Below are 23364 nucleotides of genomic sequence, written 5' to 3'. Positions count from 1 at the left end.
GATAACCTCCGGCAATTCTGTTAATGGTACATGATCCAGGCGACGAGCGGACCGACGATAGAGCCGACAATAGCACATACTGTCATTGCAACTGAGCTCATGGAGACGGACTGCTCGCCGTATTCCAGCGCTTTGGCAGTACCAAGTGCATGCGATGCCGTTCCGAGCCCAATACCGATTCCGGATTCGCTGCGGATTCTGAACAGTTTAATGATGTAGGGACCGCCAATAGCGCCGGTGAACCCGGCAATCATTACAAAAACTGAGGTTAGAGATGAGTCTCCGCCCAGGTTGCCCGAAATTTGAATCGCCACAGCAGTCGTAATTGATTTGGGCAGGATCGAGAGCACATAGATTTTGGAGAAGCCGAGACTGGCCGCCATCAGCAGCCCGCTCAGCATGCCTACCAGCAGACCTGTTATTGTTCCGCCTAGTACCGCCGGCAGATTCTCCCAGAGTACATTCCGCTGTTTGTACAACGGATAAGCTAGAGACACAACAGCGGGTCCCAGCAGACGGTTAATCCACTGTCCGCCAATCATATAAGTGTCATAGGAAATATGAAATCCTAGCAGCAGAACAACCACCGTAAAAGTCGCAGTCAGTGCCGGTAAAAGGACGGGAAGACGGTACCGTTTGTAAAGCAGGGCCATCATCAGATAAATCACAACATTGAACAGAACGAACCCAGCAGCAAGCAAAATTCTCATGCTTCCTTTCCCTTCTCTCTAATCCCTCTGGCGCGATAGGGCCGTCTGCTGCTGCGGCTTGCACTCAAGCCGGCGATCCATTCGCTGGAATGGGCCGTTACTACCATGGTAAGCACGCTGCTTACCACCAGAATGGCAATCAGCAGCAGCCCTCTGCCGCTGAAGATGTCCAGATGATTCATAATTCCCGCGGTTGCGGGTATGAAAAACATAGGAAGATAGGCAAGAATAAAGGAAGAGCCGTTCTCAATCAGCTTTACGGGTACAATTCGCAGCAGCAGCAGTACAAAAAGCAGCAGAAGCCCGACGATACTGCCGGGAACCGGGAGATGAAGCAGCTTTTGCAGATAGTCCCCTATCAAATAGAACACGTACAATAGTCCGACTTCGGCAATGACACGAATGATTTTCATGTTGCAGGAATCCCTTCAATCTAGAAATGAAAAACGTCATCTAAAATGCTCACCTTCTTAGCCTAGCGACCTTTCAGTAAATTTTCAATCGTTTTTCGCACCTTCTCAATATTTTCACAAAAAAGAAACCTCTCTGTAAGCGGCAGTTAACCTGTATCCGCTTCAATAGAGAGGTTTCTTCTTATATAGCCCGAAAATTGCAGCTGCCGCCTACATTACACCCATTGAATTACCTGATCGGCTGTTTGTCTTGTTTTGCCGCGCGGCTCCTGAATCCGGTATCCGAATGCTGCCATGCAGGCAATTCCGAAATGCTCACGATCCAAAACCCCTTCCGCCTCCAGCGTCTGCTCAATTTTCTCTTTGTCGAAGCCTTCAATCGGGCAAGAATCGATACCGATCAGTGCTGCACTGGTCATCATATTGCCAAGGGCGAGATAGGTCTGCCGTGCTCCCCATTCGAACTGAGCCCGCTCATTGCCCCTCAATCCGAAATCGTCGTTAAGGAACGTATCGAAGGCCTTCTGTTTGCCTTCCGCGACGGCAGGCGGCAGCTGCTGCACATCCCGCATCATTCCTCCGATGAAGGAAGAGTCGGCGGCCAGATCCTTAGGCTGTCTGGACAGGATCAGCACAAAATGGCTGGCCGTAGGCAGCTGCTTTTGCGCACCCCAGGCATGTAGACGCAGCTTCTCGCGGAGTTCCGGATTCTGCACTACGACAAACCTCCAGGGCTCAAAGCCGAAGGAGCTTGGTGACAGACGCCCGGTTTCCAGAATGAACTGAAAATCCTCGTCGCTGATCTTCCGGCTGCTGTCAAATTCCTTAGTGGCATGCCTGAATTCAAAGGCGGACAGTATTTCTTTTTTAACCTCTGCAGTGATTTCCTCAGTTTTTAATGTTCCCATATCCCGGTCACCCTTTCCATTCGTGTTAAAGTTTTATTTGACTCAGTCTTGATCACATGCATAATAATAAAGTATATATATCAAAGTTTGAAGTACGCACATTTTTGTTATGTAGTATACAAATTGATACTGTTGAGGTGAAGCTCCATGCGTGACAGAAAAGGCGGATTTGGCGAGTGTCCGGAAGGCGGAATTGCTTGTCCTGTAGAATTTACACTTGACGTTATCGGAGGGAAATGGAAGGGTGTGCTGTTATACCATCTGATGGATGAGAAGAAACGGTTTAATGAATTCCGGCGAATCTGCCCCGGGATTACCCAGCGCATGCTGACCCTCCAGCTTCGGGAACTGGAAGAAGACGGTGTGGTGCACCGGGAAGTCTATCATCAGGTTCCGCCGAAGGTGGAATATTCATTGACCGAATTCGGCAAAACCCTGATACCGATCATCAAGCTTATGCGGGACTGGGGCGAAGTTTACAAAACAAAACAGCTTTCCTCGGAAAGCTGCGGGTTGAATGAAGCAGATGTAGGGGTGTAGGCACTAAGCCGCACCTTCTTTTTGTATCAGTTGCCATCGTCAAAAAATTCCTCGGACTTCTGCCGGTGTTCATCGGTAACCTGTCCGGCAATGGCCCGCACAGCTGCGGCAATGATTGCCGCATCATCCGTAAGGCCAAGCCCGAGCAAGGCATCCGGAATGGTGTCGAGCGGTGAGATGAAATAAGCGAGCGCGCCGAAGGCAATGCCCTTGGCCCAGAGCGGGGTTTTGGCATCCAGAGCACAGTAATACATCGCTACTGCATCCTTGGTAAACGGAATTTTGCCGGCGAATTTTTTGGTTTTGCGCCAGAAGTTTTTTTTCACCAGCTGCTCGTTCGCTTCACTGTATTTCAAATCCCCTGCCGCAAGCTCTGCCGGAATCTTAGCTTTGTCCAGTTCCATTATGAATCCCTCCTACTAGCATTTACCCCATACTGCCGCTCTTGTCTCTAATCTTTTACGCTTGCAAGAAGTTGAAAGCGTTATTAATATAAATGGTAATACGAAATTATCGATTCTAAAGGAGATGTTTCTCATTCGCTTCGGAACTTTGGCCCATACCGCCGGTTGTCTGCCGCTGCATACTCTGACTTCAACCCTGCAGGCCCATGATATTGATTTCGTACAGCTTGCCTTGACCAAGGCTATTCAGGATATTGATACTTCCCCGGGCAAGCTGAGTCCAGGATTGGCTAATTATATCGGCGAGCAGTTCGACAAAGCCGGCATCCGTATCGGTGTGCTGGGCTGCTACATTGATCCCATCCACCCCGATCCGGCTGTACGCAGGGCAGAGATTAACCGTTTCAAGGAGCAGCTGCGTTATGCGAAGCAGTTCGGGGCCCCCATGGTAGCCACCGAAAGCGGCGGCTTGAACACTTATCAGGCTTCTGCACCAGAGCGATATGAAGAAATCGGCTGGCAGACCTTCAAGGCTACACTGGAAGAATTGGCCGAGGAGGCGGAAAAATGGGGTGTATTTGTAGGGATTGAAGGCGTTAGCACTCACACGTTAGCCACCCCGGCCCATATGCGGCGCATTCTGGACGAAGTGCCGTCCAGCTCCATCGGAGTCGTGTTCGACCCCTGCAATCTGATCGGTGAAGACGTTCACAGGCAGGATGAAATTGTGGACAGCGCCTTCAACCTGTTCGGAGACCGGATTATTCTGGCTCATTTGAAGGATATCTACAACGATGGTGATAGAATCCGTCACGGCGTACCGGGCCGGGGGCTGTTCCATACCGCAGATTTTTTGAACAAGCTTCAGACCTATAAACCGATGATTGATGTCTCGCTGGAGGAAATCACACTTCCGGTGTTCAATGAGACTGCCGCCCTGCTGCATAGCCTTCGCAGCAGCTAAATAGGCCGTGACGCACTAGTTATAATGCTTCCAGTTCAACAAATGCTCGTCTTCCTCCTGCAGCCATTTTGCAGCATACACAATCTGACCGGTGTGGTATGCGTAATGCTCCGCCGCACCGATCAGAATTTTCTGGATGCTCCAGTCGTAGCCCTCCATGCCCGAAGCTTCAGGATAGGTGATGGTAACCACACGCTCAAGATCCGCGGCAGTCAGGTTACGGATGACAGACCAGCTTTCTTGTCTCACCATTCTCAGTAAGCTCAGCAATTCTTCCCGCGTATACCCGCCTGACTGCAGAATCTCACCTGGTCTATCCCTGCGTGTGGGCAAATTACCGATTCCACTCACCAGATGCTGGTGTTCGCTTCCTGCGATATGGAGACAGAGATTGCCGATGGCATTCATCTTCGGCCGGGGACGAAGCCACAGCTTATCTTCCGGCAGCCTGCCAAGCGCTGCCTCCACATATCCCAAGGATTGATCCAGCCTTCTCATACACTCCGTAATGATCTCACTCAATTAAATCCTCCTCCTGTCCCATTGTTCAGAATAGACGCATGACCTTCCCCCGGTACTTTTCCCTATCTGCTGAATAAAATGGTATACAAAAGCATTAATGCCATTCCAGCGCTAATATAGAAGGGAAGCGATCAGCGATGAGGTTCACATTCCCCATTCTCACCTTATGCCATGGCGGGGCGCAACGGATGCTGGTGGAGCTTACCAATGGTCTTACCGCTCTGGGTCATCAGGTAGTCATTGTCATGCCGGCGGGGGGCGATATTTCTTACGAGGTTCACTCCACCGTTCACCGCACCGACCACACGGTGCTTCGCGAATCTGATTTTCCGGTGAGCGATATCATCGTTTCCAATTTCTACACCACTGTGCCTGTGTCTGAAGCGGCAAGCCTTAATGGCAAAGGCATGCATGTCCGCCTCTCTCTATGTTATGAACCGTTGTTCCTCCCGGAGAATAATGTATCTTTCCCATCCTACAATACCACTCCCAGACTGATTGTGTTATCCGAATGGCAGCGGGAGATCATTGCCCTCAACCATGGAATTACGGGCAGCATTGTACCTGTAGGCATCAGCTCCAGCTTCAGCAACAGGCATATCCGCCACAGGCTGCAGGAGCCGATGAACATTACCGCCATCCTCCGAAAAGTCGAGAACGGTTTCTCCTGGCACCGCGAACAGGATTATCTGGTCCGGCAGCTGGACATTGTTAAACAGAATCTTCCGGATGTGAATATTAATTTTATCAGTCCGCCTGACGAGTTCTACAGCTCGGATTCTTTACAAAAGCTGAAAGCAAGCGGGAAATACCGCTTCTTCACCCCACAGAATGACGAAGAGCTCTGCTATCATTATAACGGATCCGATATCTTTGTCAGCTCCAGTATTTTCGACAGCGGCTCTTTGCCCGGACTGGAAGCTATGCGCTGCGGAGCCGCACTTGTAACTGTCTACTCCGGAGGCAATATGGAGTATGCCAGACATGAAGAAAACTGCCTGCTTTCCTACCGGTATGAGAACCGGCTGGCTGATGATATTATCAGGCTTGTTCAGGATCATGTGCTGCGAATCCGGCTGGCTTCACAGGGAGAGGCTGATTCAAACAGCTGGACCTGGGAGAACAGTGTCCGGATTATGGAACGGACGGTTATCCATTTTTTGCACGGTATCCCCTTAATTGATCCGCCCAGATCTGCGCAGGCCATGCTCCGCCGGACTGACAGTTTGCGGGCAACCCGCAAGTAACCGTCACTATAATTATGAAGCAGCAGCAAATCCCCCGGTTGACCGGAGTTTTGCTGCTGCTTCGTGTTGGCGGATGAATTCCGGCCTCCTTCTTCAATTCCCGAAAATAACGTCCTGCTTGCCTAATCGGGTATCGTTCCAGACCGCTCCGAGTGTGTTCGGGAAGATCGTTGCAGCCGTAATATAATCGCCGATTAGCGGAACAGGTGTCGGCGAAGTACCATTGGGATTCGTGGACACATCCGACACTCTCCGGTTGGTGAAAGACAAGCCGCTGTTGATCGACTCTGCAACAAATACATCCAGCAGGAAACCGTCAATCCGGTTTGTATAATAAATGACTCTAATCGTCCCGTTCGACGGTGAAACCGTGATCGACGGCGAAAAATTCTGCGAGCCTGCGGGCGCTCCCGTGATATTAACCGGCTGAGACCAGAGCAGACCATCAGGTGACCGTGAAAAGAAGATATCGGCATAGCCAAGCCGGAAATCATTCCAGACTGCGTATACGAATCCGCCAAACGGTCCCGCTGAAATATCAGCACCCAAGCTGAGGTTCGTCTGAACGCGAAAAGCATAGTTCGGCACAGGCAGGGGACTTGGCACTGGAACTGTATTCGCAATTAATGTAGCTCCGCGTGAAACCGGAGGACTGAAGGTAACACCTCCATCCTGGGATACCCGGATTAGTGCATACTTCGGTGCCGGCCCAAGTTGAATATAACCGACATATACTTCTCCCGCGAGTCCCACAACCAGCGCCGCACGTTCAAGATCTCCCCGCGGATCGGAAATCCGCTGCGGCCGCTCCCAGGTTAATCCCTGATCCAAGGAACGCTGGAAGAAGATCGCTGCATTCTGTGCAAGATCATACAAAGGCGTATAACCAATATATGCATTTCCGCGGTACGGGCTGGACGGCGAACGGTCCACAGCCAGGAAGGGTTCATCATTGTGGATATACAGACCAAAACCCTGCTGCACTATGACGGGCGGGTTAAAGGTAGCCCCATTATCAAATGAGGTATAGGTAGCAATCGTACCATCATCAAACTCGTTAAAAAAATGGACCGCAACGATAAAGGTGTTGGGAAACGTATAGTCTATGGTCGGCGCTTCTGCACTCATATACCCCGGAGCCTGCGGGAGAATCGTCGTCGACCAGGTCTGCCCCCCGTCGGTTGATCTGTAGAATCCGGTCAGAGCCGTCCCTGTGCTGTCATCCACCGCGACCACGCACAAGAAATTCGGGGACAGCGTATTTACTGCAATGGAAGGCTCGATATGATTGCCCGGCAGTGCCGCAGTAATATTGACGTTTGCCAAATTCGTATCACTCCCCGTTCAAGTAGAAATTATAGTTAGCCGATCGATGTATGTAAGTTCAGACTGCAGTATCCTCTCCAGCAAATTGCCTGCTGAGTCCAATGCAAACACGTTGATGACGGTATTAACAGCACTGTAGAAGTTGATCTGAACTTCGTAATAATCTGCAATATTTACCGAAAAGGTCTGGACAACAAGCTGCTGGGGATCAACCTGGAATAAGGCCTCGCCTACCGGAATCCGGGTTAGCGAATTCCCGCGGAAATGAAAAATCTGCAAATTAATATTAATTGGCACTAGAATCGAATCATTCAGGCAAGCGACCCGGATACGATCAATATGGTTCAGTCCGGCCGGCGGATTGTACACCGATCCGGTTGTAAATGGCATAATGTTCAAGCTCCCTTCTCTCTCAACTCCTTTAATTCTTTATATTTATGTTGTTTGGTTTTGTCCGATGATGAAAAATAAAACTGCCGGAGGTGAACCTTTTCCGGCAGCAGACTAAAGTTACAGAATAGACAAACCTGAAAATATAAGCGGGCCAACAATAACCGGCTGATTCATCGCACCGATTGCGGACACAGTCAGTGCGTATCCGTAATAACCTGCAGCAATGCCGCTGTCCGCAAAGGAGAAATGGACAGTTTCAAAATCACCGGCATCCCGTCCGCTGGAGCGCAGGCTAAAAACCTCCACCGCATTGCGGACGACCGTAAAGATAACATCCGATGAATTTGCCATACTGTTCTGCAGGCCAATCGTGCCTTCAATCAATACCGAACCGTTCGCGCCAACATTTAAACCGAACTGTCCCAGAATGGTGCTGTTGGGGAGACTTTGTACAGGAAGCGTAGCGGACTGGCTGAAGCTCGACGGAATACTTTTACCGAAATCTATAAGTTGTCTCATCGCGTCACACCAACGACAGTCCTGAAAAATCTACAGGACCCACCAGATTTGCGCTATTCAGCATAGCGGAGTTTACAATCGAAACGGTCAATGTGTAAGCAAAATAACCGGCTGGTACATTACTGTCGACATACGAAAAGCTGATCGGATCATACAATCCGGTGTCCAGCGCACTGGCAAGAGTCGTAAAAACCGAGGTGCTTCCACGTGTAATCGTAAACAGCAGGTCCGGATTTCCGAGTGTGGTCTGGACGCCGACGGTTGCATTGAGCAGCACATTGCCGCCCTGTGCTGTTGCCAGTCCGAATTGGGTCAACGTATTGCTGGAAGGAGCCCCAAGGATCGGAATGGAAATCGATTGACTGAAGCTGGATATTGAACTTTTGCTGAAATCAACAACCTGGGTCATAACTGACGCCTCCTTATGGAAGATTCTATACTGTATAGAATATGAGCATGGTTATGCCAGTGACTGGACCGTAAGAACCTCAAAAACCCATGACATCTATACATAGGCACCGTAGCATGTATGGATTACACTTGTATTATGTACACTAGGGATACCGGAGGTGTGGCGCAAAGATGAATAAGGACTTGGATAATGGATTGAATAATAGTGCCAGTGCACAGTTCAAATATATGGTCAGCGGGGACTCAATTTCGAAAGGGGTCATCTATGACGAAGCCCGAAGCAAATATGTCATTCTTGAAGACAACTATGTTTCGCTGCTTCAGGGCAAGCTGAAGGGGGCAATGCGTAATACCGCCAGATTCGGCAATACCCTAATGAAGGGCTTCACCAATCTGAAGCGGGATGTGCTCAAGGAAAAGCCGGATGTTGTGCTGATCGAATACGGCGGAAATGACTGCGACTTCTACTGGGAGGAAATCGTGAACAATCCTGAGGCAGAGCATAATCCCAAGACCGATTTCTCCGCTTTTGAAGGAATGCTCCTCGATATGATCGACTTCCTGAAAAACCAGGGGGTGATGCCGATTCTTATGAGTCTCCCTCCGCTTAATGCAGACAGTTATTTCAAATGGGTCAGCGGAAACAAACCGGAATCGGAAGTCACTATCCTGAAATTTCTGGGCAGCGTGACCAAAATCTACTGGTGGCAGGAGAGATACAACTCTACAATCATCAAAGTTGCCGAGACCACAAAGACCAAAATCATCGATGTCCGGGGGGCTTTTCTCCAGCAGCCGGACTTCACCAAATTCATCTGCCTGGACGGAATTCATCCGAATAAAGAAGGGCACCGGATTATTTATGACAAGGTACTTGATTTCATCCGCAACAGCGAACCCCAGCTGCTTCTGGACAGCGCAGGACACGCCGCCGGCCATTAACACCAACAATAAATCCTTGGATGCACTTAGTGTATCCAAGGATTTTTGCTGTGTGCCCATTATGGCCAGGAGCTCAAGTCGTATAGCGCTCTCCAAGCAGGTTTTGGAAATAATTACGGTTATACAGCATGCTGGGATGAGCCGGGTGATACCGCAAGGCTGTTTCATTATATGAATTTGCCTTCTCATGCTGGCCAAGGCGGTCATAGCATAACGCAAGCTGAAGATTGGGCAGCCAGGTGGAGTATGCCTCATTCCGCACACCCATTGAAGCCTTATCCGGGGGCAGGCTCACCGCCAGCTCATACCAGTAGACTGCCGTGAGCAGCTGGCCTTTCTCCAAATGCCAGGCACCGAGCAGGCAGCAGAACTCCGGCCGGGGCCGGTCATATTGCAGGGTTCTACAAAGGGCCGCGAATGCTGCTTCCTTGTCCCCCAGCCTTTCCCTGCATTCAGACAGTCTCAGACAGGCCTGATAGTTATCCTCGATCCAGCCCTTCCCTCCATTCAGGAACTGCTCATAATAATCGCCGGCTTCCCCGTACATCGCATGGTCACGCAGCTCATTAGCATAATAAAATTGATCCCGCGGTGAAAAGTTCTCTCCTTCTGCCGCCCGTTTCTGATAGATCCGCAGATTGCGGTCAGTGAACACTTTGTCTTTTTCATGGGAGATACAAACATTGCTGGTAAGTGAAGGTCCATACACCTCAAGATATTCATGAACCGGACCTATCCACGTAAAATTGCAGCTGCGGCGGACAAGACGGTTGCGGCGTAAAGAAGCGGTCACATTCCCGGCCGTGTCAAAAGCCAAATTGTACTGCATATTGACACTGTCTATACCTTCGGGCAAGGAACACTTAAGCTCCATAAACCGCTGCTGGTCCACCTCCATCAGGTAATCATCCGCATCCAGCCAGAAAATATACTCCCTGGTGGCTTTGCTGAAGGCAAAGTTCCGAGCGGCCGAGAAATCGTCAATCCAAGTGAAATCATAAATTATCGCCCCGAAGGATGCAGCGATGGCCTTAGTCTCATCGGTTGAGCCTGTATCCACTATAATGATCTCATCGGCAATGGCTTTAACCGAGGCAAGACAGCGGGGCAGGCTGTTCTCTTCGTTGCGGACAATCATGCAAAGGCTGATTTCTATCATCATATCCTCCTGACCGGTTCATCGCTATCGACAGCTTTATGCTCCTATATGGATATGCAAGGCCGGCGGATAGAAACCCTGTACGTACCCATACCGTTCTTCCAATAGGCTTTTTGACGACTCCTGAAGTGATATTTGTTATAATATCGGAGAACAAGTACAAATGGCGTTGCCGTCCTAATAGGGGCGGTATCCGTTTCTGCAAGGAAGAGCAGGATAATTTATATACAAAAAGGGGACGTTCGCTTTGTCAAAAATCATTAAAACCCTAACTATAGCCGGAAGTGACTCCAGCGGAGGCGCAGGAATCCAGGCTGACTTAAAAACGTTTGAGGAATACGGCACGTATGGTTTCAGCGCATTAACCACTATCGTTACGATGGACCCGGATAACGGCTGGCACCATAACGTCTACCCGATTGAGGCTGCTATTGTTGCTGAACAGCTTAAGACTATATTCGCCGGCGGTCCTGTCGATGCAATGAAGACTGGCATGCTGGGCAGTGTGGATATCGTGCTTGTGGCAGAAAAAGCAATTAAAGACAATCATCAGACCAACGTAGTTATTGACCCTGTTATGGTCTGCAAAGGCGAAGATGAGGTATTAAACCCTGAGAGTGCTAATGCGATCCGCGATTTGCTGCTGCCGCTCGCAACGGTAGCTACTCCTAATTTATTCGAAGCCGGTGTTCTCTCCGGACTGGGCAAGCTGACTACCCTGGATGAAATGAAAGAGGCTGCCCGGCTGATCCATGAACTGGGAACTCAAAATGTGGTTGTCAAAGGAGGCAAGGCGCTGGGTGGCGATCTGGCCATTGATGTCTTCTTCGACGGCTCAGACTTTACAGTGCTGGAAACCGCAAAAATCGAGCCGGCCTATAACCATGGCGCAGGCTGCACCTTCGCCGCCGCGATCACAGGCGGACTGGCGAACGGATTGTCAGTGCATGAAGCAGTGGCCAAAGCGAAAGACTTCGTCTCGGCAGCGATCCGCAGCGGATATGCCTTCAACCAGTATGTCGGGCCTGTATTCCACGGCGGCTACCGTCTGGAGAAATAGGACAAGCCTGTGTACAAGGCAATAGCCTGTATGCACATAATAAACAAACCGTGCACCCTTATTCAGGGACACGGTTTGTTTATTTCTTATCCATTTTTATCACACTTACTTTGCAGCTTTCTCTCCGGCAATATGCTCAATCAAGGCGATAGCCTTGTCCTTCACTTCGTCGTCGGCGAGCACACCGATGATCATATCCTCATCTCCGCGGTTAACCGGCAGCGCAGCAACAAACGGTGAGTCTGTAATATCAACACCGTACAGCTCTTCCTGTCCGGTATCCGGATTCTTTCCCCACTTCAGTCGCGGATCGTCTTTGGCGATTTTTCCGCTCTCAACAATACTCTTAATATCCTGGAAGCCATCCTGTCCGCCGATCCATTCCAGAGTAGCCTCATCGAGGATCAGAATATCCGGATGATTCGCGGCCAGCTCCACCACGGCTTTCTGCATAAAGTTCATATCGAACGAATCTGCACCTTCGCCGGTTCTTGGAAGATAAGAAATGCTCGCATCTACCCGTTTCCACTCCGGATACTGCTGAATAATTGCTTCATTCAGATCATCGTTTTTTCCGTCGGGATCCTTGAGCCCGAAATTGCCGATAAACATGATCGACGCATCAAGCGGCGGCAACGAGGCCAAATACTTTTTATGCTGCCAGTTGTTATACAAGGCATTGCCCGCAACCGCAAGCACGATCAGTACGATCACCGAGACGATTACATGGGTTTTATACAGGCGCATGAAACGTTCCCACTTACTCGCTGCACCTGAGAGCTTGCCGTATTTCGCCAGACGCTGCTGTTCCGCTTCACTAATTTCCTGCTCGTCCAGACTATCCAGAATGAACTTAAAGGCCTGAAAATCCTCCTCCGGCGCAGATCTTTCATCATCGGAGGATTTGGAGCGCCGCCGTTTCAGCAGGAGGTCAAACCGTTTATTTATCTCTTCTCTGGATACGTTTTCAGATAATCCTAACCGTTCATATGCCTGCTTCAGCTTCTCATTCACATTAATTTCTCCTTTGGTATGTATGATGCCAACTTCTTACGAACTACTACTATTCTAACAGACATCCACTCCAATTCTCCAGTCGGACACCGGCCTGGGAAACTATCTTTTATGTAAAGGCAGCTGCACTATCGTTCCATCACCAGAAATTCCATCTGACTCTCTCCATTTATTTTGATGAAACTGCCCAGAGTCCTAAATCCCGCATGGCTATATAAAGCAATGGCTCTTTGGTTGAATGCAGCTACGGTCAGCCTGAACTTCTCCGGAGCAAAAGCACTTTCTGCGAACTGAATCCCCGCCTGCAGGAACCCCCTGCCCAGCCCGGCCCCCGTGTATTCCGGCTTTAGCCCGAGGCCAATGTCAAGTACGTTGTCACCTGTATATAAGCCCTGTTGCAGTCCGCCCGGAACTTGTGCGTTTCTTCCATAACAGAAAAATCCGGTCAGCCCGTATTCGGGTGTGATTACAGCGTAATAAGAACCGTCCAGCAGTTCTTCCAGGCTCTCCTGGTCATCCGACGAATTGTATAGGGAGTACGGCGGCTCATATTTCCATTTGCCAATCTCAAGAGCATCCTGTTTCTCCATCAACCTAAGCTTATAGGTTACATTATTATCGTTTGCCATTCATTCTTCATCCTCCTGTTTAACTCTTCCCGTAAAGAGTGCTGTGCTTAATTTATAGCACTTGGCGTAAATTCGTCAACAGCACGTCACAAAGTAACCTTCGAAACTGTGGTTTCGTCCGGATAACTGGAATATAAAACATTGGTTTACATATACATGCCACTAGATATGGGGATTTAACTACTTCATATAAGGCCAGAGGGAGGAAACAAATCATGATCTTATTTGCCAGTGTTAATCAGGAAGAATGCATCGCCTGCGGTGCCTGTAACTCAGCTGCTCCGGATATTTTTGATTTGGATGATGATGGAATCGCTACCGTGGTTTTTGCAGGTGACAACAACCGCGGTGTTACGGCCATTGCTGAAGAGCTGCAGGAAGAGCTGCAGGAGGCTTTTGACAGCTGCCCTACCCAATGCATCCAGCTTGCTGAATCACCGTTTGCATAAAGAATTCATCTGTACAAATGCCTTGCACTGACTCCGCGAAAGCCTTTATGATAGGGGAAACCCAAGGAAGCCGGAATGAACCTATCCGGATGGCAGAGGAGGCCCTGTGCAAATAACCGAAAAGAAAGTAACCTGGCTGGAGCTGTTCTATGACCTTCTGTTTGTCGCTGCCGTGTCCAAAGCAAGCCATGTGCTGCTTCATGTAGAGGACGAGACTCTCTCTATTGAGACACTGGGCAAATTCGTACTGATCTTCATCCCGATCTGGTGGGCCTGGGTGGGGCAGACACTGTTTGTAAACCGTTTTGGGCAGGATAGTGTCTCCCACCGGATCTTTCTGATCATCCAATTATTTTTCGTGCTGATTATGACGGCAAGTTTGTCCGTAGATTTCGATGACACGTATTATTCATTTCTGATCGGCTACATCGGACTCCGGGCGATGACCGCGGTGCAGTATCATTACGCGCACGCTAAGGAACAAGGCCATTTGCGGGCCACCGCCCGCTATTTCGGGACACGTTTTTGGATTGGGCTGGCCATCTCCGCCTGCTCCCTGTTCTTTGATTCATGGGTGCGTTATGCCGTGCTATATGCCGGAATTGCCCTCGACATTCTCCTGCCATTGACCGGCAGAAAAATCCTGTTGAAGACCCCAACGAACACGCATCACCTGTTGGAGCGTTTCTCGCTGTTCGCACTGATCCTGCTCGGAGAATCTGTAGTCAGCATCCTCGCGGTGCTGCAATCCAGCACCTGGACACCGGAATCCGTGACATTTGCAGCGCTGGCCTTTGTGCTGATTATTGCGATGTGGTGGCAGTATTATGACAACCTGGAGAAGAAGGTAGACAAGCATGTGCAGACTGCGGGACAGACGATTATCTACGGACATCTGTTCATTTTTCTGTCTCTGTGCACAATCGCCGCAACCATTCAGCTCCTATTCCTGAATAAGCTTCATTATGAGCTGATGGTGAATCTGTTCTTTGGCTCGGTAGCACTCTATTTTGCATCTACTACCCTGGTTTTCCATGTTTACAGGCACAAGCAGCACCGGCTGGGAATCTTTCAACTGTCACTCCTGGCTGCGCTTCTGGCCGGCTTATACATTGTGGATAGGGTATTCCACGTATCCAATGTGCTGCTGATGGGCGAAATGGCGCTGTTCTTTGCGGTTTATGCCAAGGTCACGACATGACCCAGACGGGTATTTACCAATAAACACAAGCAGCCGCTGGTAAGGGAATTCCCCGCCAGCGGCTTTTTAAATTGGAAGAGGGATGCTATGATTTAACAGAAGGAGGCACAGCTGGAATGGATATTCACAAGTATGAGCAACTAGTGCCAAACGTCTTTCTGTTCGTGGACCGCAGATCCTTCCCGGACTGGGAGATTGGCCGGAGCACCATCGATTTCCATGATCTTACCTTCATCGTTGAAGGGAAATCCAACTACTACATAAACGGAGAGAAATTCACCGTGGAAGCAGGCGATATGCTCTATGCCCCTTCCGGCAGTATTCGGCAAGCACATACCTTCAAGGAAGCGCCTATGCATTCCTTTGCCTTTAATTTTGTCTGGGAAGGTGCGGACAACCATGTGCAGCTTCCTTTCGGGACGGTCACCAAGAACTGGAGGACCAAAGAGCTCCTGGAGGATATCCGGGAATTCTCGCATGTCTGGATGGACAAACAGCCCTTCTACAGAATGAAAGCCCGGGCCATCTTCCAGCTGATTATATACCGTCTGCTCTGTATCGCCCACCATCAGCAGGCTCCGCTGGTAGATCCCCGAATCCAAAAGGCAATGGCCTATATCATGGATCATTATGCAAAGGATGTCACCATACATGAGCTTGCCGGTTTGGTTGGCCTGAATCCCGAGTACCTGGGCAAGCTGTTCAAGCATAACACCGGCTCCACCTGCAAAGAATTCCTCAACCGGGTACGGGTGAACAACGCCGAGATGATTCTGACGGCAGGCGGCTTTAATGTATCCGAAGTAGCGGAGCACTGCGGCTATCATGATGCCGCGTATTTCAGCAATGTCTTTAAAAGTATCAAGGGTTATCCGCCGTCATCCGTCCTGAGATAATGTAAGGCCCGGGACACTCACGGACATTCATGTTCTTCTACCGTGAAGCTCTACTCTATTACTCCGGCTGTCCTGTATAAAAGCTCTCCTCCGGGCCCAGGTACGAATAAGGGAGCGGTACAGCAGACAGCACCAGCTTTTGCAGGACCAGACCGGCATCCAAGCCGTAGAAACGGAGGGTATGAATCCCTTTGGTCAAGGTATGGCGGGTAGTCATGGTATGAATATTATCCATCACGGCCTGGCACCAGGCTGCATTATCATGATTGCCGCCCTCATAGTCCGCCGGCAGAGCGTCAGCAATAACCGGTGTCCCGTTATCAAAGCCTGCCGCATATTTCAGTCCGCTGGTCAATGACAGATTATTCGTCGGGGCAAGATACGAAGTCAGGCTGTACTCCCCGTTCCGCTGCACCAGTACCGAGTATTCCAGATATGGAGCATGCTCCGGAAGTTCAAAGGACACCCCGTCCGGATACATTTTCACCGAAGATAAGGTACGCCCGTAGTTTTCAATGATCTTCCATTCCACCCCGGACTTCGATACACGGCTAAGCGCATGCTCCGCTTCGATAGAAATTACGTTGTGTGTTTCAATGAAGGTCAGCGGCGGCACTTCCCGAACGTCAATCCAGTTTGCTGCCGCAGTCACCTTGACTGTTCCTCCTGCACCGGTAATGGTAATCTCACCGCTTGCTGACTCCTTTATTTTCTCCCAATCCACAGAGACAGCAATCGTCTCACCTTCTTTAACCCAGCCGCTGGGCTTATCCACCCTGACCCACTCCGTGCTGCTGACCGCCTCATAGGCAAATCCCGTATCTCCGCCATTGCTGATCGTAATTCCGCAGCGCTCTTTGCGCAGATTCGTAAATTCCGGCAGACTCGCTGTACCGGACTTATAGCCTTGCTCTGTTCCCTCAACATTGACAATCATCTGTGAACCTTTGACTGGTACAATGGTCTTGGCTTCGGGATAGCTCCAGCCTTCCGCGTCCCAGTTGACATAACCCACATGTGCGGAGCTCATCATCCCCCGCCATTTCCCTCCGGTGATTCCGTTATTATAGACCTGTTCCAGCTGCTTATCCCGCTCAATCGCTTCGTTGACCCGTTCGGCATAGGTATTGGCCAGGACACTGCCCCGCTCAGCGAACAGCTGGCTAAGTCCAGCGTAAATCTGCATTTTGACCACATTGGCTGAAGCTGCCGCCGGGAAATAAACGAGCTGATAATACGAGTCTTTGTGGCTGTCCGGAATGAGCTTCTCATATTTACCGGCTGCTTCCTCAAGCCTGACCGCCTGCTGCAGGACTCTCTGGGCCTCATTATAATGGACAAGGCTGAAGGTGAATGGCCTTATAATTTCCGGTTTGCGCCGTCCATTCATTCTCGTGTAATCCGAGAGTACCTGCGCGATCCCGGAGATTGCCTCAGAGTCTGCGACATGCCCGAACTGCTGCCGGGTCCAACGCAAGGTATATTCCGCTGTCCGGTTGATTGCACCTGTGCCCCATGCCTCAAAGTCATAGGCCAAGTCCAAAAAATAAGAGATCGGCAGCTCCATCGGCTTCAAATCCCCAACATTGACGATCCATACATCACGGATGCCGTAATCATAGGCCATACACATCTGTTCCCAGGTCTTTTCAAGCGGGCTGGTATTCAGCCATTCATAGGAATGCGGACCTCCGTGATAGTCAAAATGGTAATACATCCCCCACCCGGCGCTGCGCTGCTGCTCTTCACCCGCCGGGATTTTGCGGAGATTGCCAAAGTTATCGTCAGCCAGCAGAATCGTCACATCGTTCAGCACATCCCATTTTCTCAGCCCCTCAACCTCGTCAGTACCGTACCAGTATTTCTCCACTTCCTTATATACTGCGAGAATTTGCGGCGCATGTTCAAGAATATATTTCTTCAAAAGCTCTTTCTGCGTGCGGATGATGTCCTTCAGCAGCTCTATATTTTCCCGGTCAGAGCCCTCCAGTGCAGAATCGCTCTCTCCCCGCATCCCTAGTGTGATCAGGTTGGAGTAATCTTTATTGCGCCTGATTCCGTCTTCCCAAAAAGCAGTAATGGCCTGCCTGTTCCGGGCAAAATCCCACCGATTACTTGTCCCGTACTGCGCATACACCTTCTGCCATTCACTGCCTGCCCGGAACAACGGCTCATGATGAGATGTGCCCATAACAATGCCGTATTCTTCCGCATGCCTGGCGTTCGCCAGCGGGTGGCTCTTGCCGTTCAAACTGAATTCGGCGCTCCACATGGCCGGCCACAGGTAGTTCCCCTTCAATCTAAGGATCAGCTCGAATACCTTGTCGTAGAAATCTTCATTGAAGTCACCAAAAGCCCCGGTAACCCAAGAGCCCAGAGACGGCCAATCGTCATTCAGGAAAATACCTCTGTATTTCACAGAAGGCTCTTTGGAGGTCCTGTTCAGAAGATAATCGGGAATTTCCAGCAGCGGTTTCTTCTCCGGGAGGACGTCCGCAAAGTATACCCATGGGCTGACACCGATCAGTTCGGAAATCGTATAAATGCCGTAGATCGTGCCCCGTTTATCGCTTCCCGCTATAACCAGCGCCTGATCCACCCCGTCAACCGGCTGTTCTACCAGCTGAATGATGTAACACTCCCTTTTATTACGTATGGAAGATACGTCCAGCTTACCTGCCGCAATCAATGTATCAATAAGGTCATTACCGCCGACTGCTCCAGCAATAACCGCAGTGCTGCCAAGCTGCTCTTTCCGGGTGATGATTTCAGGTGTGGCTCCGGTCACCAAATTTATATCTTTAGCAAAAGACCCGGCCACCCTTCGCAGTCCGTCATACTCCTTTGCCGTAGGGTCCAGGTATATCTTCGCGGCTTCGCCTTGCTTCACAAGTATCATTCGAAATTTCCCTCCGTACCTTTTTTCAAAGACTAGACTCAGGCACATTATATAAGTAAAGCGGTTTCAGCGGCCATGTGTAAACTAGATACTTTTTGTAATAAGCAGAGGTAAATTGTAATCTTGGGGCTGAAATGAACGATTAAGGATTCCAGACCCGGAGTGTTTCTGGTACAGTGTAGACATTGTTAGGCGCAGACAGCAGATAAATAATAGAGTATTCACTTCGGACGATTCGAAAGCGCCTTCAAAAAATATCAACGAACGAGGATGATTTGAACGATGGAAGACAATTACAGCACTATAGCAGGTGATACAGCCGCTGGTCCCAAAGCCCCTAAGGATCCCATTACGCGGAGAAACGGGTTCTACGTGCTGTTCGAGACAGGCATCGAGGCGACAGCGCGGGCCGAAGGCAAACCCTCTCAGGAGATTTATCTGGAAGGCAGCTATCTTACGGACAAGGCCAGGTATATTGGCGGCGTAACGGATGAGCATATGCTTGAGCTGCTGAGAAGCTGGAGCGGTTTCCGCAAGCTTGTGCACAGTATCGGTGTGGCTGTAAAAGTGAAGAACATGCAGTCGGAGGTCTCCTTTCTGCTGCAGAATTGGGGCAAGACGAATAAGTATATAACTGGCAGCAGTCTGCGGATTCCCTGCCCCGGCGATGGAACAGAGGTCATTCTAAAACTGGAGGACTTCGTATGGTCCGCAGATGATGAGGCTCCCGGCAAGTTTGCTTTTGAATTCAATCATCCGGGCGAGCTGGCTACGGCGAGCATAATTTTTTATCTGAATGACGGTTATTCTGTACCAGAGCTGACAGCTGAAACACCGGTTCATTTCGGCTCGGACGAGTACCGTGAGATGATCGCGAAGTCCCTGATGCATTCCGGGAACAACCGAAGATTGAAGTCTGCTATAGATAAAGCCGTACGGGGCGAGGAGGTTACGATTGCCTATATCGGAGGTTCGATTACGCAAGGCGCGGGAGCCAAACCGATACATACGGAATGTTATGCCTATCAATCCTATTTGGGCTTTAAGGAGCAGTTCGGTAAAGACGGTGGAGAGAATATCCATTTTGTTAAAGCCGGAGTAGGCGGCACACCGTCCGAGCTCGGCGTCATCCGTTATGACCGGGATATTCTCCGGGAGGGCTCCGTGGAACCGGACATCGTAATCGTGGAATTTGCCGTAAACGACGAAGGCGATGAAACGAAGGGGAATTGTTACGAAAGCCTATGCCTGAAAATCCTGTCTGCTGACAACCGGCCGGCTGTCATTCTGCTGTTCAGCGTGTTTGTGAATGACTGGAACCTGCAGGAACGGCTCTCCCCTGTCGGACTGCGCTATAATCTTCCGATGGTCAGTGTAAAGGACGCCGTATCAGAACAATTCAAGCTGACCAAGGCGGAGGGGAACATTATCTCGAAACGGCAATTTTTCTATGATATCTATCATCCTACCAATGACGGCCACCGGGTTATGGCGGATTGCCTGACTTATCTGTTCTCCGAAACCAATAAGGCAGAAATGGATAGCAGTGATATTAGTCTGGATCAGCCGCCGGTGATCGGGAATGATTATACTGGCATCCGACTGCTGGACCGGATCACCCCAATGGACGCTGCGAAGATTGACATAGGCGGTTTCACGGAGCTGGATACCGAGCTGCAGATGGTAGAAATGGATGCCAATCCTTACGGTACAGCGGAATTTCCGCATAACTGGATGCATTCAGCCTCGTCAGGTCCTGCGGGCTTCAAGCTGACGATAACAAGCAGAATCCTGATTCTGATCTTCAAGGATTCCGGCAGCCCCGAATTCGGTAAAGCAAATATTTACGTGGACGGCGGTCTGGTGATCACCGCGGACCCGCACGAGAACAGCTGGACACACTGCAATCCGGTCATTCTTTATCAGAATGAGAGCAGCCGGGAGCATACGATCGAAGTTTCAATGGCCCCTGGGGATGAGTACAAGTGCTTTACGATACTGGGCTTTGGGTATTGTTGACTTGGTGATGTCTTGTAACCAGGCCCTCCTATTTCCAAGCAAAAAGGTGTCCTCCCGGCCGTTTTATGGCCGAAGAACACCTTTTTCCGGGAATCAAAGGGATTTATCCCTTTGATTCCACCCTTCGGCCCCGAATCAGTCCAATCAAAGGGATTTATCCCTTTGATTTCGCCCTGCTGCCCCGATTCAGTCCAATCAAAGGGATTTATCCCTTTGTTTTCACCCTTCGGCTACGGTTCAGCCTAATCAAAGGGATTTTTCCCTTTGTTTTCGCCCTCCGGCCCCGAATCAGCCCAAACAAAGGGATTTTTCCCTTTGATTTCACCCTTCGGCTACGGTTCAGCCTAATCAAAGGGATTTTTCCCTTTGATTTCACCCTGCTGCCCCGATTCAGTCCAATCAAAGGGATTTATCCCTTTGATTTCGCCCTCGGGTCCTGATCCCTCTTCCGCTCTATTCCCTGCAGATGGAATCCATATGGCTGTTCAGCACGCGGATAATCCGCTGCTTGTCTAGTCGCCTCGGCTCCAGCATGGCATGCAGGGCCAAACCGTCGACCAGGGCATACAGCCGCTCCGCTTCGTTGTCCTTATTCAGCCCCTGTCTTAATAAGCCCTGCTCATCTAGATAGTCAACGAGATTGCATATACCCGGGTAGACCCCGTCGTTCAACCCGCTATGCTCCCCCTCCGTATTCCTAACATGAAAGATAAACGCGAACCATACCTCCATTTCAGCCATGGTACTCTCGTCTAAAGGAATCATCTCCAATAGTGCTCTGGTGACCAGCTCTTTAGGCGGCAGGCCGAGACTAATAACGGCTTCAATTCTGGCATTGGCCCGTTCCTTCACAAGATTCATGGCAAAGGCAAGCAGCTCCTGCTGCGTAGTGAAATAATGGCGCAAGGCTCCCAGAGACACGCCTGCTTCCTGCGCAATGTTACGTACAGTGGCTCCTTTCATCCCCTGATTCATAATGACGCGCCAGGTCGCCTCTGCAATATGCGATTTCCGCTCTGAATGATCTACAATTTTTGGCATAGCCGTATTGTATCATAGGAGAAACACTGCGTGCAATTTTATAATACAGTTGTATTATTTAAATCCGGCTGCTATAATTTCACTTGTCTAACACACATTATGTGATTACAGGGGTGGATTATGAATCTGGTAGCGTGGGCAATTGTCACCTGTGAAATTTTGTTCTGGGTGGTCATTATCGCCGGACTTACGGCTCGTTACATCTTCAAACGCAAGAAGCTGGGCCTCTTTTTCCTGGCTATGACTCCGGTGCTGGACCTCATTCTGCTAGTGATTGCGGGTATGGATCTGGCAAAAGGCGCGTCCGCCACCACAGCGCATGCACTCGCAGCCATCTATATTTCAGTGTCCATTGTCTTCGGCAAAAGCATGATCAGCTGGGCTGACGAACGCTTCCGGTATTATGTCACTAAGCAGGGGCCGATGCCGATCAAGCGCTATGGAAAAGAACATGCCGTTCATTATTTCAAAAGCTGGCTGAAGCATGTGCTCGCTTATCTGCTTGGAGCCGGAATTCTGTATGGACTCGTCACCTGGATTAACGATCCTGCCCGAACGGAGGCGCTGCTAAGCATCATCACGATATGGTCAGTAGTGGTCGCCATTGATCTGCTCATCTCAGGTTCTTATTTTCTCTGGCCGCGAAAAGCAAAGAATCCGGTCACCCGGGATTTATAGTACAAGTGATTTGTAGTAAAAACGCTTAAATAGCGTTACTATTAGTCATGAATGAATCTCACCAAAGCGTTCTATAAGGAGCAACCAACGATGAAATTATCTGTTTTTTACGATCATATCCGGGAGGCTGCCGGACAGAATGACCGGAGTCTGGAGGAAATCTGTACCCTGGTAAAAAGCTACGGGATCGATGCAGTGGAGATAGATGCCGCCTGCTATGAGCCTGAGGAAGAAATGATCAAAGAGCTGCTCGACAAAACAGGCCTGCAGGTAAGCTGTATGTACGGTTTCTTCGATTTCGGCCATGAAGACAGTGAGGAAGTGAAAGACCGGCAGATCCATTCTTTCCTCTCCATGGCTCATAGAGCCGGTGCTTCACGGGTGCTGGTGATCCCGGGCTTTTTGAACGAACGAGAAATGGATCCCGCTTCCATTGAATATCAGGATTGTGTACAGGCCATGAAAACCGCAGTAACTACAATGTGTGCTTATGCGAAACCGCTGGGAATCACGGTCGGTATGGAGGATTTTGATGCTTTAGAGGCCCCTTTTGCAACTACCGCGCAGCTGCTGTCTTTTGTGCGGGAAATCGCGGAACTCTCCTGCACCTTTGACACCGGAAATTTTTTGTACAGCGGGGAAGACGCCATGGAGGCATATACCGCGTGTAAGCCGTATATCGGATATGTTCATTGCAAAGACCGCACGTTTGAGGTGCATGCCGGAGAGACGCCTAAACTGACCACAGACGGCCGGGCCATGTATGCAATCCCCGTAGGCAGCGGCTGTATCCCGATGAAGGACATCGTAACGGATTTGCTGAAAAGCGGCTATGATGACACTTTCGCCATCGAACATTTTGGTGCAGTAGATCAGCTGGCGTATATGAAGCAATCTGCCGAATGGCTGCTTGCGCTCCGAACTGATGTTTTGGGAAAAAGATTCTAATGAACCTTCCCCGGAGGATGATTGGCTTGATTCAGGCTGCAAGCCAATCCCTCTACCCGCAATATTCCATGG

General features: G+C 50.0%; 25 protein-coding genes. 11 read left to right on the top strand and 14 right to left on the bottom strand.

Annotated elements, in window-relative coordinates; all coding sequences use genetic code 11:
- Positions 1-20 precede the first annotated feature (20 nt).
- The 3 genes from QU597_RS11340 to QU597_RS11330 all read right to left on the bottom strand — a co-directional run bounded on the left by QU597_RS11340 (position 21) and on the right by QU597_RS11330 (position 2031).
- Positions 21-710 carry an LrgB family protein gene (locus QU597_RS11340; protein WP_310832730.1) on the bottom strand — a complete coding sequence of 230 codons (690 nt, stop codon included), beginning with the start codon at positions 708-710 and terminating at the stop codon, positions 21-23.
- On the bottom strand, positions 707-1123 hold the full coding sequence (locus tag QU597_RS11335) for a CidA/LrgA family protein (protein ID WP_310832729.1): 417 nt from the start codon (positions 1121-1123) through the stop codon (positions 707-709). The genes QU597_RS11340 and QU597_RS11335 overlap by 4 nt, the downstream gene beginning before the upstream one ends.
- A 215-nt stretch (positions 1124-1338) precedes the next feature.
- Complete coding sequence (locus QU597_RS11330; protein ID WP_310832728.1) at positions 1339-2031, bottom strand: NAD(P)H-dependent oxidoreductase; 693 nt, start codon at positions 2029-2031, stop codon at positions 1339-1341.
- Between the two features lie 147 nt (positions 2032-2178).
- On the opposite strand from QU597_RS11330, the gene QU597_RS11325 reads away from it, so the two are divergent.
- Complete coding sequence (locus QU597_RS11325) at positions 2179-2571, top strand: winged helix-turn-helix transcriptional regulator (RefSeq protein ID WP_310832727.1); 393 nt, start codon at positions 2179-2181, stop codon at positions 2569-2571.
- Between the two features lie 26 nt (positions 2572-2597).
- Here the strand turns inward: QU597_RS11325 and QU597_RS11320 are convergent, their stop codons facing one another.
- Positions 2598-2975, bottom strand: a complete 378-nt coding sequence (locus QU597_RS11320) for a YkvA family protein (protein ID WP_310832726.1) — start codon at positions 2973-2975, stop codon at positions 2598-2600.
- 124 nt (positions 2976-3099) lie between these two features.
- Here QU597_RS11320 and QU597_RS11315 point away from each other — a divergent pair, with 124 nt between their 5' ends.
- Entirely contained in the window at positions 3100-3939 is an 840-nt protein-coding gene (locus QU597_RS11315; RefSeq protein ID WP_310832725.1) for a sugar phosphate isomerase/epimerase family protein, read from the top strand.
- 15 nt (positions 3940-3954) lie between these two features.
- Here QU597_RS11315 and QU597_RS11310 read toward each other — a convergent pair whose 3' ends face one another.
- Entirely contained in the window at positions 3955-4461 is a 507-nt protein-coding gene (locus QU597_RS11310; RefSeq protein ID WP_310832724.1) for a DinB family protein, read from the bottom strand.
- 137 nt (positions 4462-4598) lie between these two features.
- Here QU597_RS11310 and QU597_RS11305 point away from each other — a divergent pair, with 137 nt between their 5' ends.
- Entirely contained in the window at positions 4599-5708 is a 1110-nt protein-coding gene (locus QU597_RS11305) for a glycosyltransferase family 4 protein (protein ID WP_310832723.1), read from the top strand.
- 93 nt (positions 5709-5801) lie between these two features.
- On the opposite strand, the gene QU597_RS11300 is transcribed toward QU597_RS11305, so the two are convergent.
- From QU597_RS11300 to QU597_RS11285, 4 genes are all read right to left on the bottom strand, one after another.
- Positions 5802-7034 carry a sialidase family protein gene (locus QU597_RS11300; protein ID WP_310832722.1) on the bottom strand — a complete coding sequence of 411 codons (1233 nt, stop codon included), beginning with the start codon at positions 7032-7034 and terminating at the stop codon, positions 5802-5804.
- An 18-nt stretch (positions 7035-7052) separates the two neighbouring features.
- Complete coding sequence (locus QU597_RS11295) at positions 7053-7424, bottom strand: hypothetical protein (protein WP_310832721.1); 372 nt, start codon at positions 7422-7424, stop codon at positions 7053-7055.
- A 120-nt stretch (positions 7425-7544) separates the two neighbouring features.
- A complete protein-coding gene (locus QU597_RS11290) occupies positions 7545-7946 on the bottom strand; it encodes a hypothetical protein (RefSeq protein WP_310832720.1) in 402 nt (133 codons plus the stop codon).
- A gap of 4 nt (positions 7947-7950) precedes the next feature.
- Positions 7951-8355 carry a hypothetical protein gene (locus QU597_RS11285; RefSeq protein WP_310832719.1) on the bottom strand — a complete coding sequence of 135 codons (405 nt, stop codon included), beginning with the start codon at positions 8353-8355 and terminating at the stop codon, positions 7951-7953.
- Positions 8356-8528: 173 nt separating this feature from the next.
- Between QU597_RS11285 and QU597_RS11280 the strand changes: the two genes are divergently transcribed.
- Entirely contained in the window at positions 8529-9299 is a 771-nt protein-coding gene (locus QU597_RS11280) for an SGNH/GDSL hydrolase family protein (protein WP_310832718.1), read from the top strand.
- 73 nt (positions 9300-9372) lie between these two features.
- Here QU597_RS11280 and QU597_RS11275 read toward each other — a convergent pair whose 3' ends face one another.
- Positions 9373-10458: a glycosyltransferase gene (locus QU597_RS11275; RefSeq protein WP_310833280.1), complete on the bottom strand. Its 1086-nt coding sequence runs from the start codon at positions 10456-10458 to the stop codon at positions 9373-9375.
- A gap of 247 nt (positions 10459-10705) precedes the next feature.
- Here QU597_RS11275 and thiD point away from each other — a divergent pair, with 247 nt between their 5' ends.
- Positions 10706-11518: a bifunctional hydroxymethylpyrimidine kinase/phosphomethylpyrimidine kinase gene (thiD, locus tag QU597_RS11270; RefSeq protein WP_310832717.1), complete on the top strand. Its 813-nt coding sequence runs from the start codon at positions 10706-10708 to the stop codon at positions 11516-11518.
- A 105-nt stretch (positions 11519-11623) separates the two neighbouring features.
- Here thiD and QU597_RS11265 read toward each other — a convergent pair whose 3' ends face one another.
- Positions 11624-12532 carry a hypothetical protein gene (locus QU597_RS11265; RefSeq protein ID WP_310832716.1) on the bottom strand — a complete coding sequence of 303 codons (909 nt, stop codon included), beginning with the start codon at positions 12530-12532 and terminating at the stop codon, positions 11624-11626.
- A 128-nt stretch (positions 12533-12660) separates the two neighbouring features.
- A complete protein-coding gene (locus tag QU597_RS11260) occupies positions 12661-13161 on the bottom strand; it encodes a GNAT family N-acetyltransferase (protein ID WP_310832715.1) in 501 nt (166 codons plus the stop codon).
- Between the two features lie 215 nt (positions 13162-13376).
- On the opposite strand from QU597_RS11260, the gene QU597_RS11255 reads away from it, so the two are divergent.
- The 3 genes from QU597_RS11255 to QU597_RS11245 all read left to right on the top strand — a co-directional run bounded on the left by QU597_RS11255 (position 13377) and on the right by QU597_RS11245 (position 15707).
- Positions 13377-13610: a ferredoxin gene (locus QU597_RS11255; protein ID WP_310832714.1), complete on the top strand. Its 234-nt coding sequence runs from the start codon at positions 13377-13379 to the stop codon at positions 13608-13610.
- A 112-nt stretch (positions 13611-13722) separates the two neighbouring features.
- Positions 13723-14811 carry a low temperature requirement protein A gene (locus QU597_RS11250; protein WP_310833279.1) on the top strand — a complete coding sequence of 363 codons (1089 nt, stop codon included), beginning with the start codon at positions 13723-13725 and terminating at the stop codon, positions 14809-14811.
- A gap of 116 nt (positions 14812-14927) precedes the next feature.
- On the top strand, positions 14928-15707 hold the full coding sequence (locus QU597_RS11245) for a helix-turn-helix transcriptional regulator (protein ID WP_310832713.1): 780 nt from the start codon (positions 14928-14930) through the stop codon (positions 15705-15707).
- A 58-nt stretch (positions 15708-15765) separates the two neighbouring features.
- Here the strand turns inward: QU597_RS11245 and QU597_RS11240 are convergent, their stop codons facing one another.
- Positions 15766-18606 (bottom strand): glycosyl hydrolase 115 family protein, encoded by a 2841-nt coding sequence (locus QU597_RS11240; protein ID WP_310832712.1) that lies wholly within the window; start codon positions 18604-18606, stop codon positions 15766-15768.
- Positions 18607-18888: 282 nt separating this feature from the next.
- On the opposite strand from QU597_RS11240, the gene QU597_RS11235 reads away from it, so the two are divergent.
- Entirely contained in the window at positions 18889-20625 is a 1737-nt protein-coding gene (locus QU597_RS11235) for an SGNH/GDSL hydrolase family protein (protein ID WP_310832711.1), read from the top strand.
- Positions 20626-21078: 453 nt separating this feature from the next.
- Here QU597_RS11235 and QU597_RS11230 read toward each other — a convergent pair whose 3' ends face one another.
- Complete coding sequence (locus QU597_RS11230; RefSeq protein WP_310832710.1) at positions 21079-21666, bottom strand: TetR/AcrR family transcriptional regulator; 588 nt, start codon at positions 21664-21666, stop codon at positions 21079-21081.
- Positions 21667-21786: 120 nt separating this feature from the next.
- Here QU597_RS11230 and QU597_RS11225 point away from each other — a divergent pair, with 120 nt between their 5' ends.
- The gene (locus QU597_RS11225; protein ID WP_310832709.1) at positions 21787-22344 is read left to right on the top strand and encodes a hypothetical protein; all 558 of its coding nucleotides are present in this window, start codon (positions 21787-21789) and stop codon (positions 22342-22344) included.
- 90 nt (positions 22345-22434) lie between these two features.
- Entirely contained in the window at positions 22435-23292 is an 858-nt protein-coding gene (locus tag QU597_RS11220) for a sugar phosphate isomerase/epimerase family protein (RefSeq protein WP_310832708.1), read from the top strand.
- The last annotated feature ends 72 nt before the right edge of the window (positions 23293-23364 follow it).

Source organism: Paenibacillus pedocola (assembly GCF_031599675.1).
Lineage (GTDB): Bacteria > Bacillota > Bacilli > Paenibacillales > Paenibacillaceae > Paenibacillus_AQ > Paenibacillus_AQ pedocola.
This window is presented reverse-complemented; position numbering and strand designations above follow the sequence as displayed.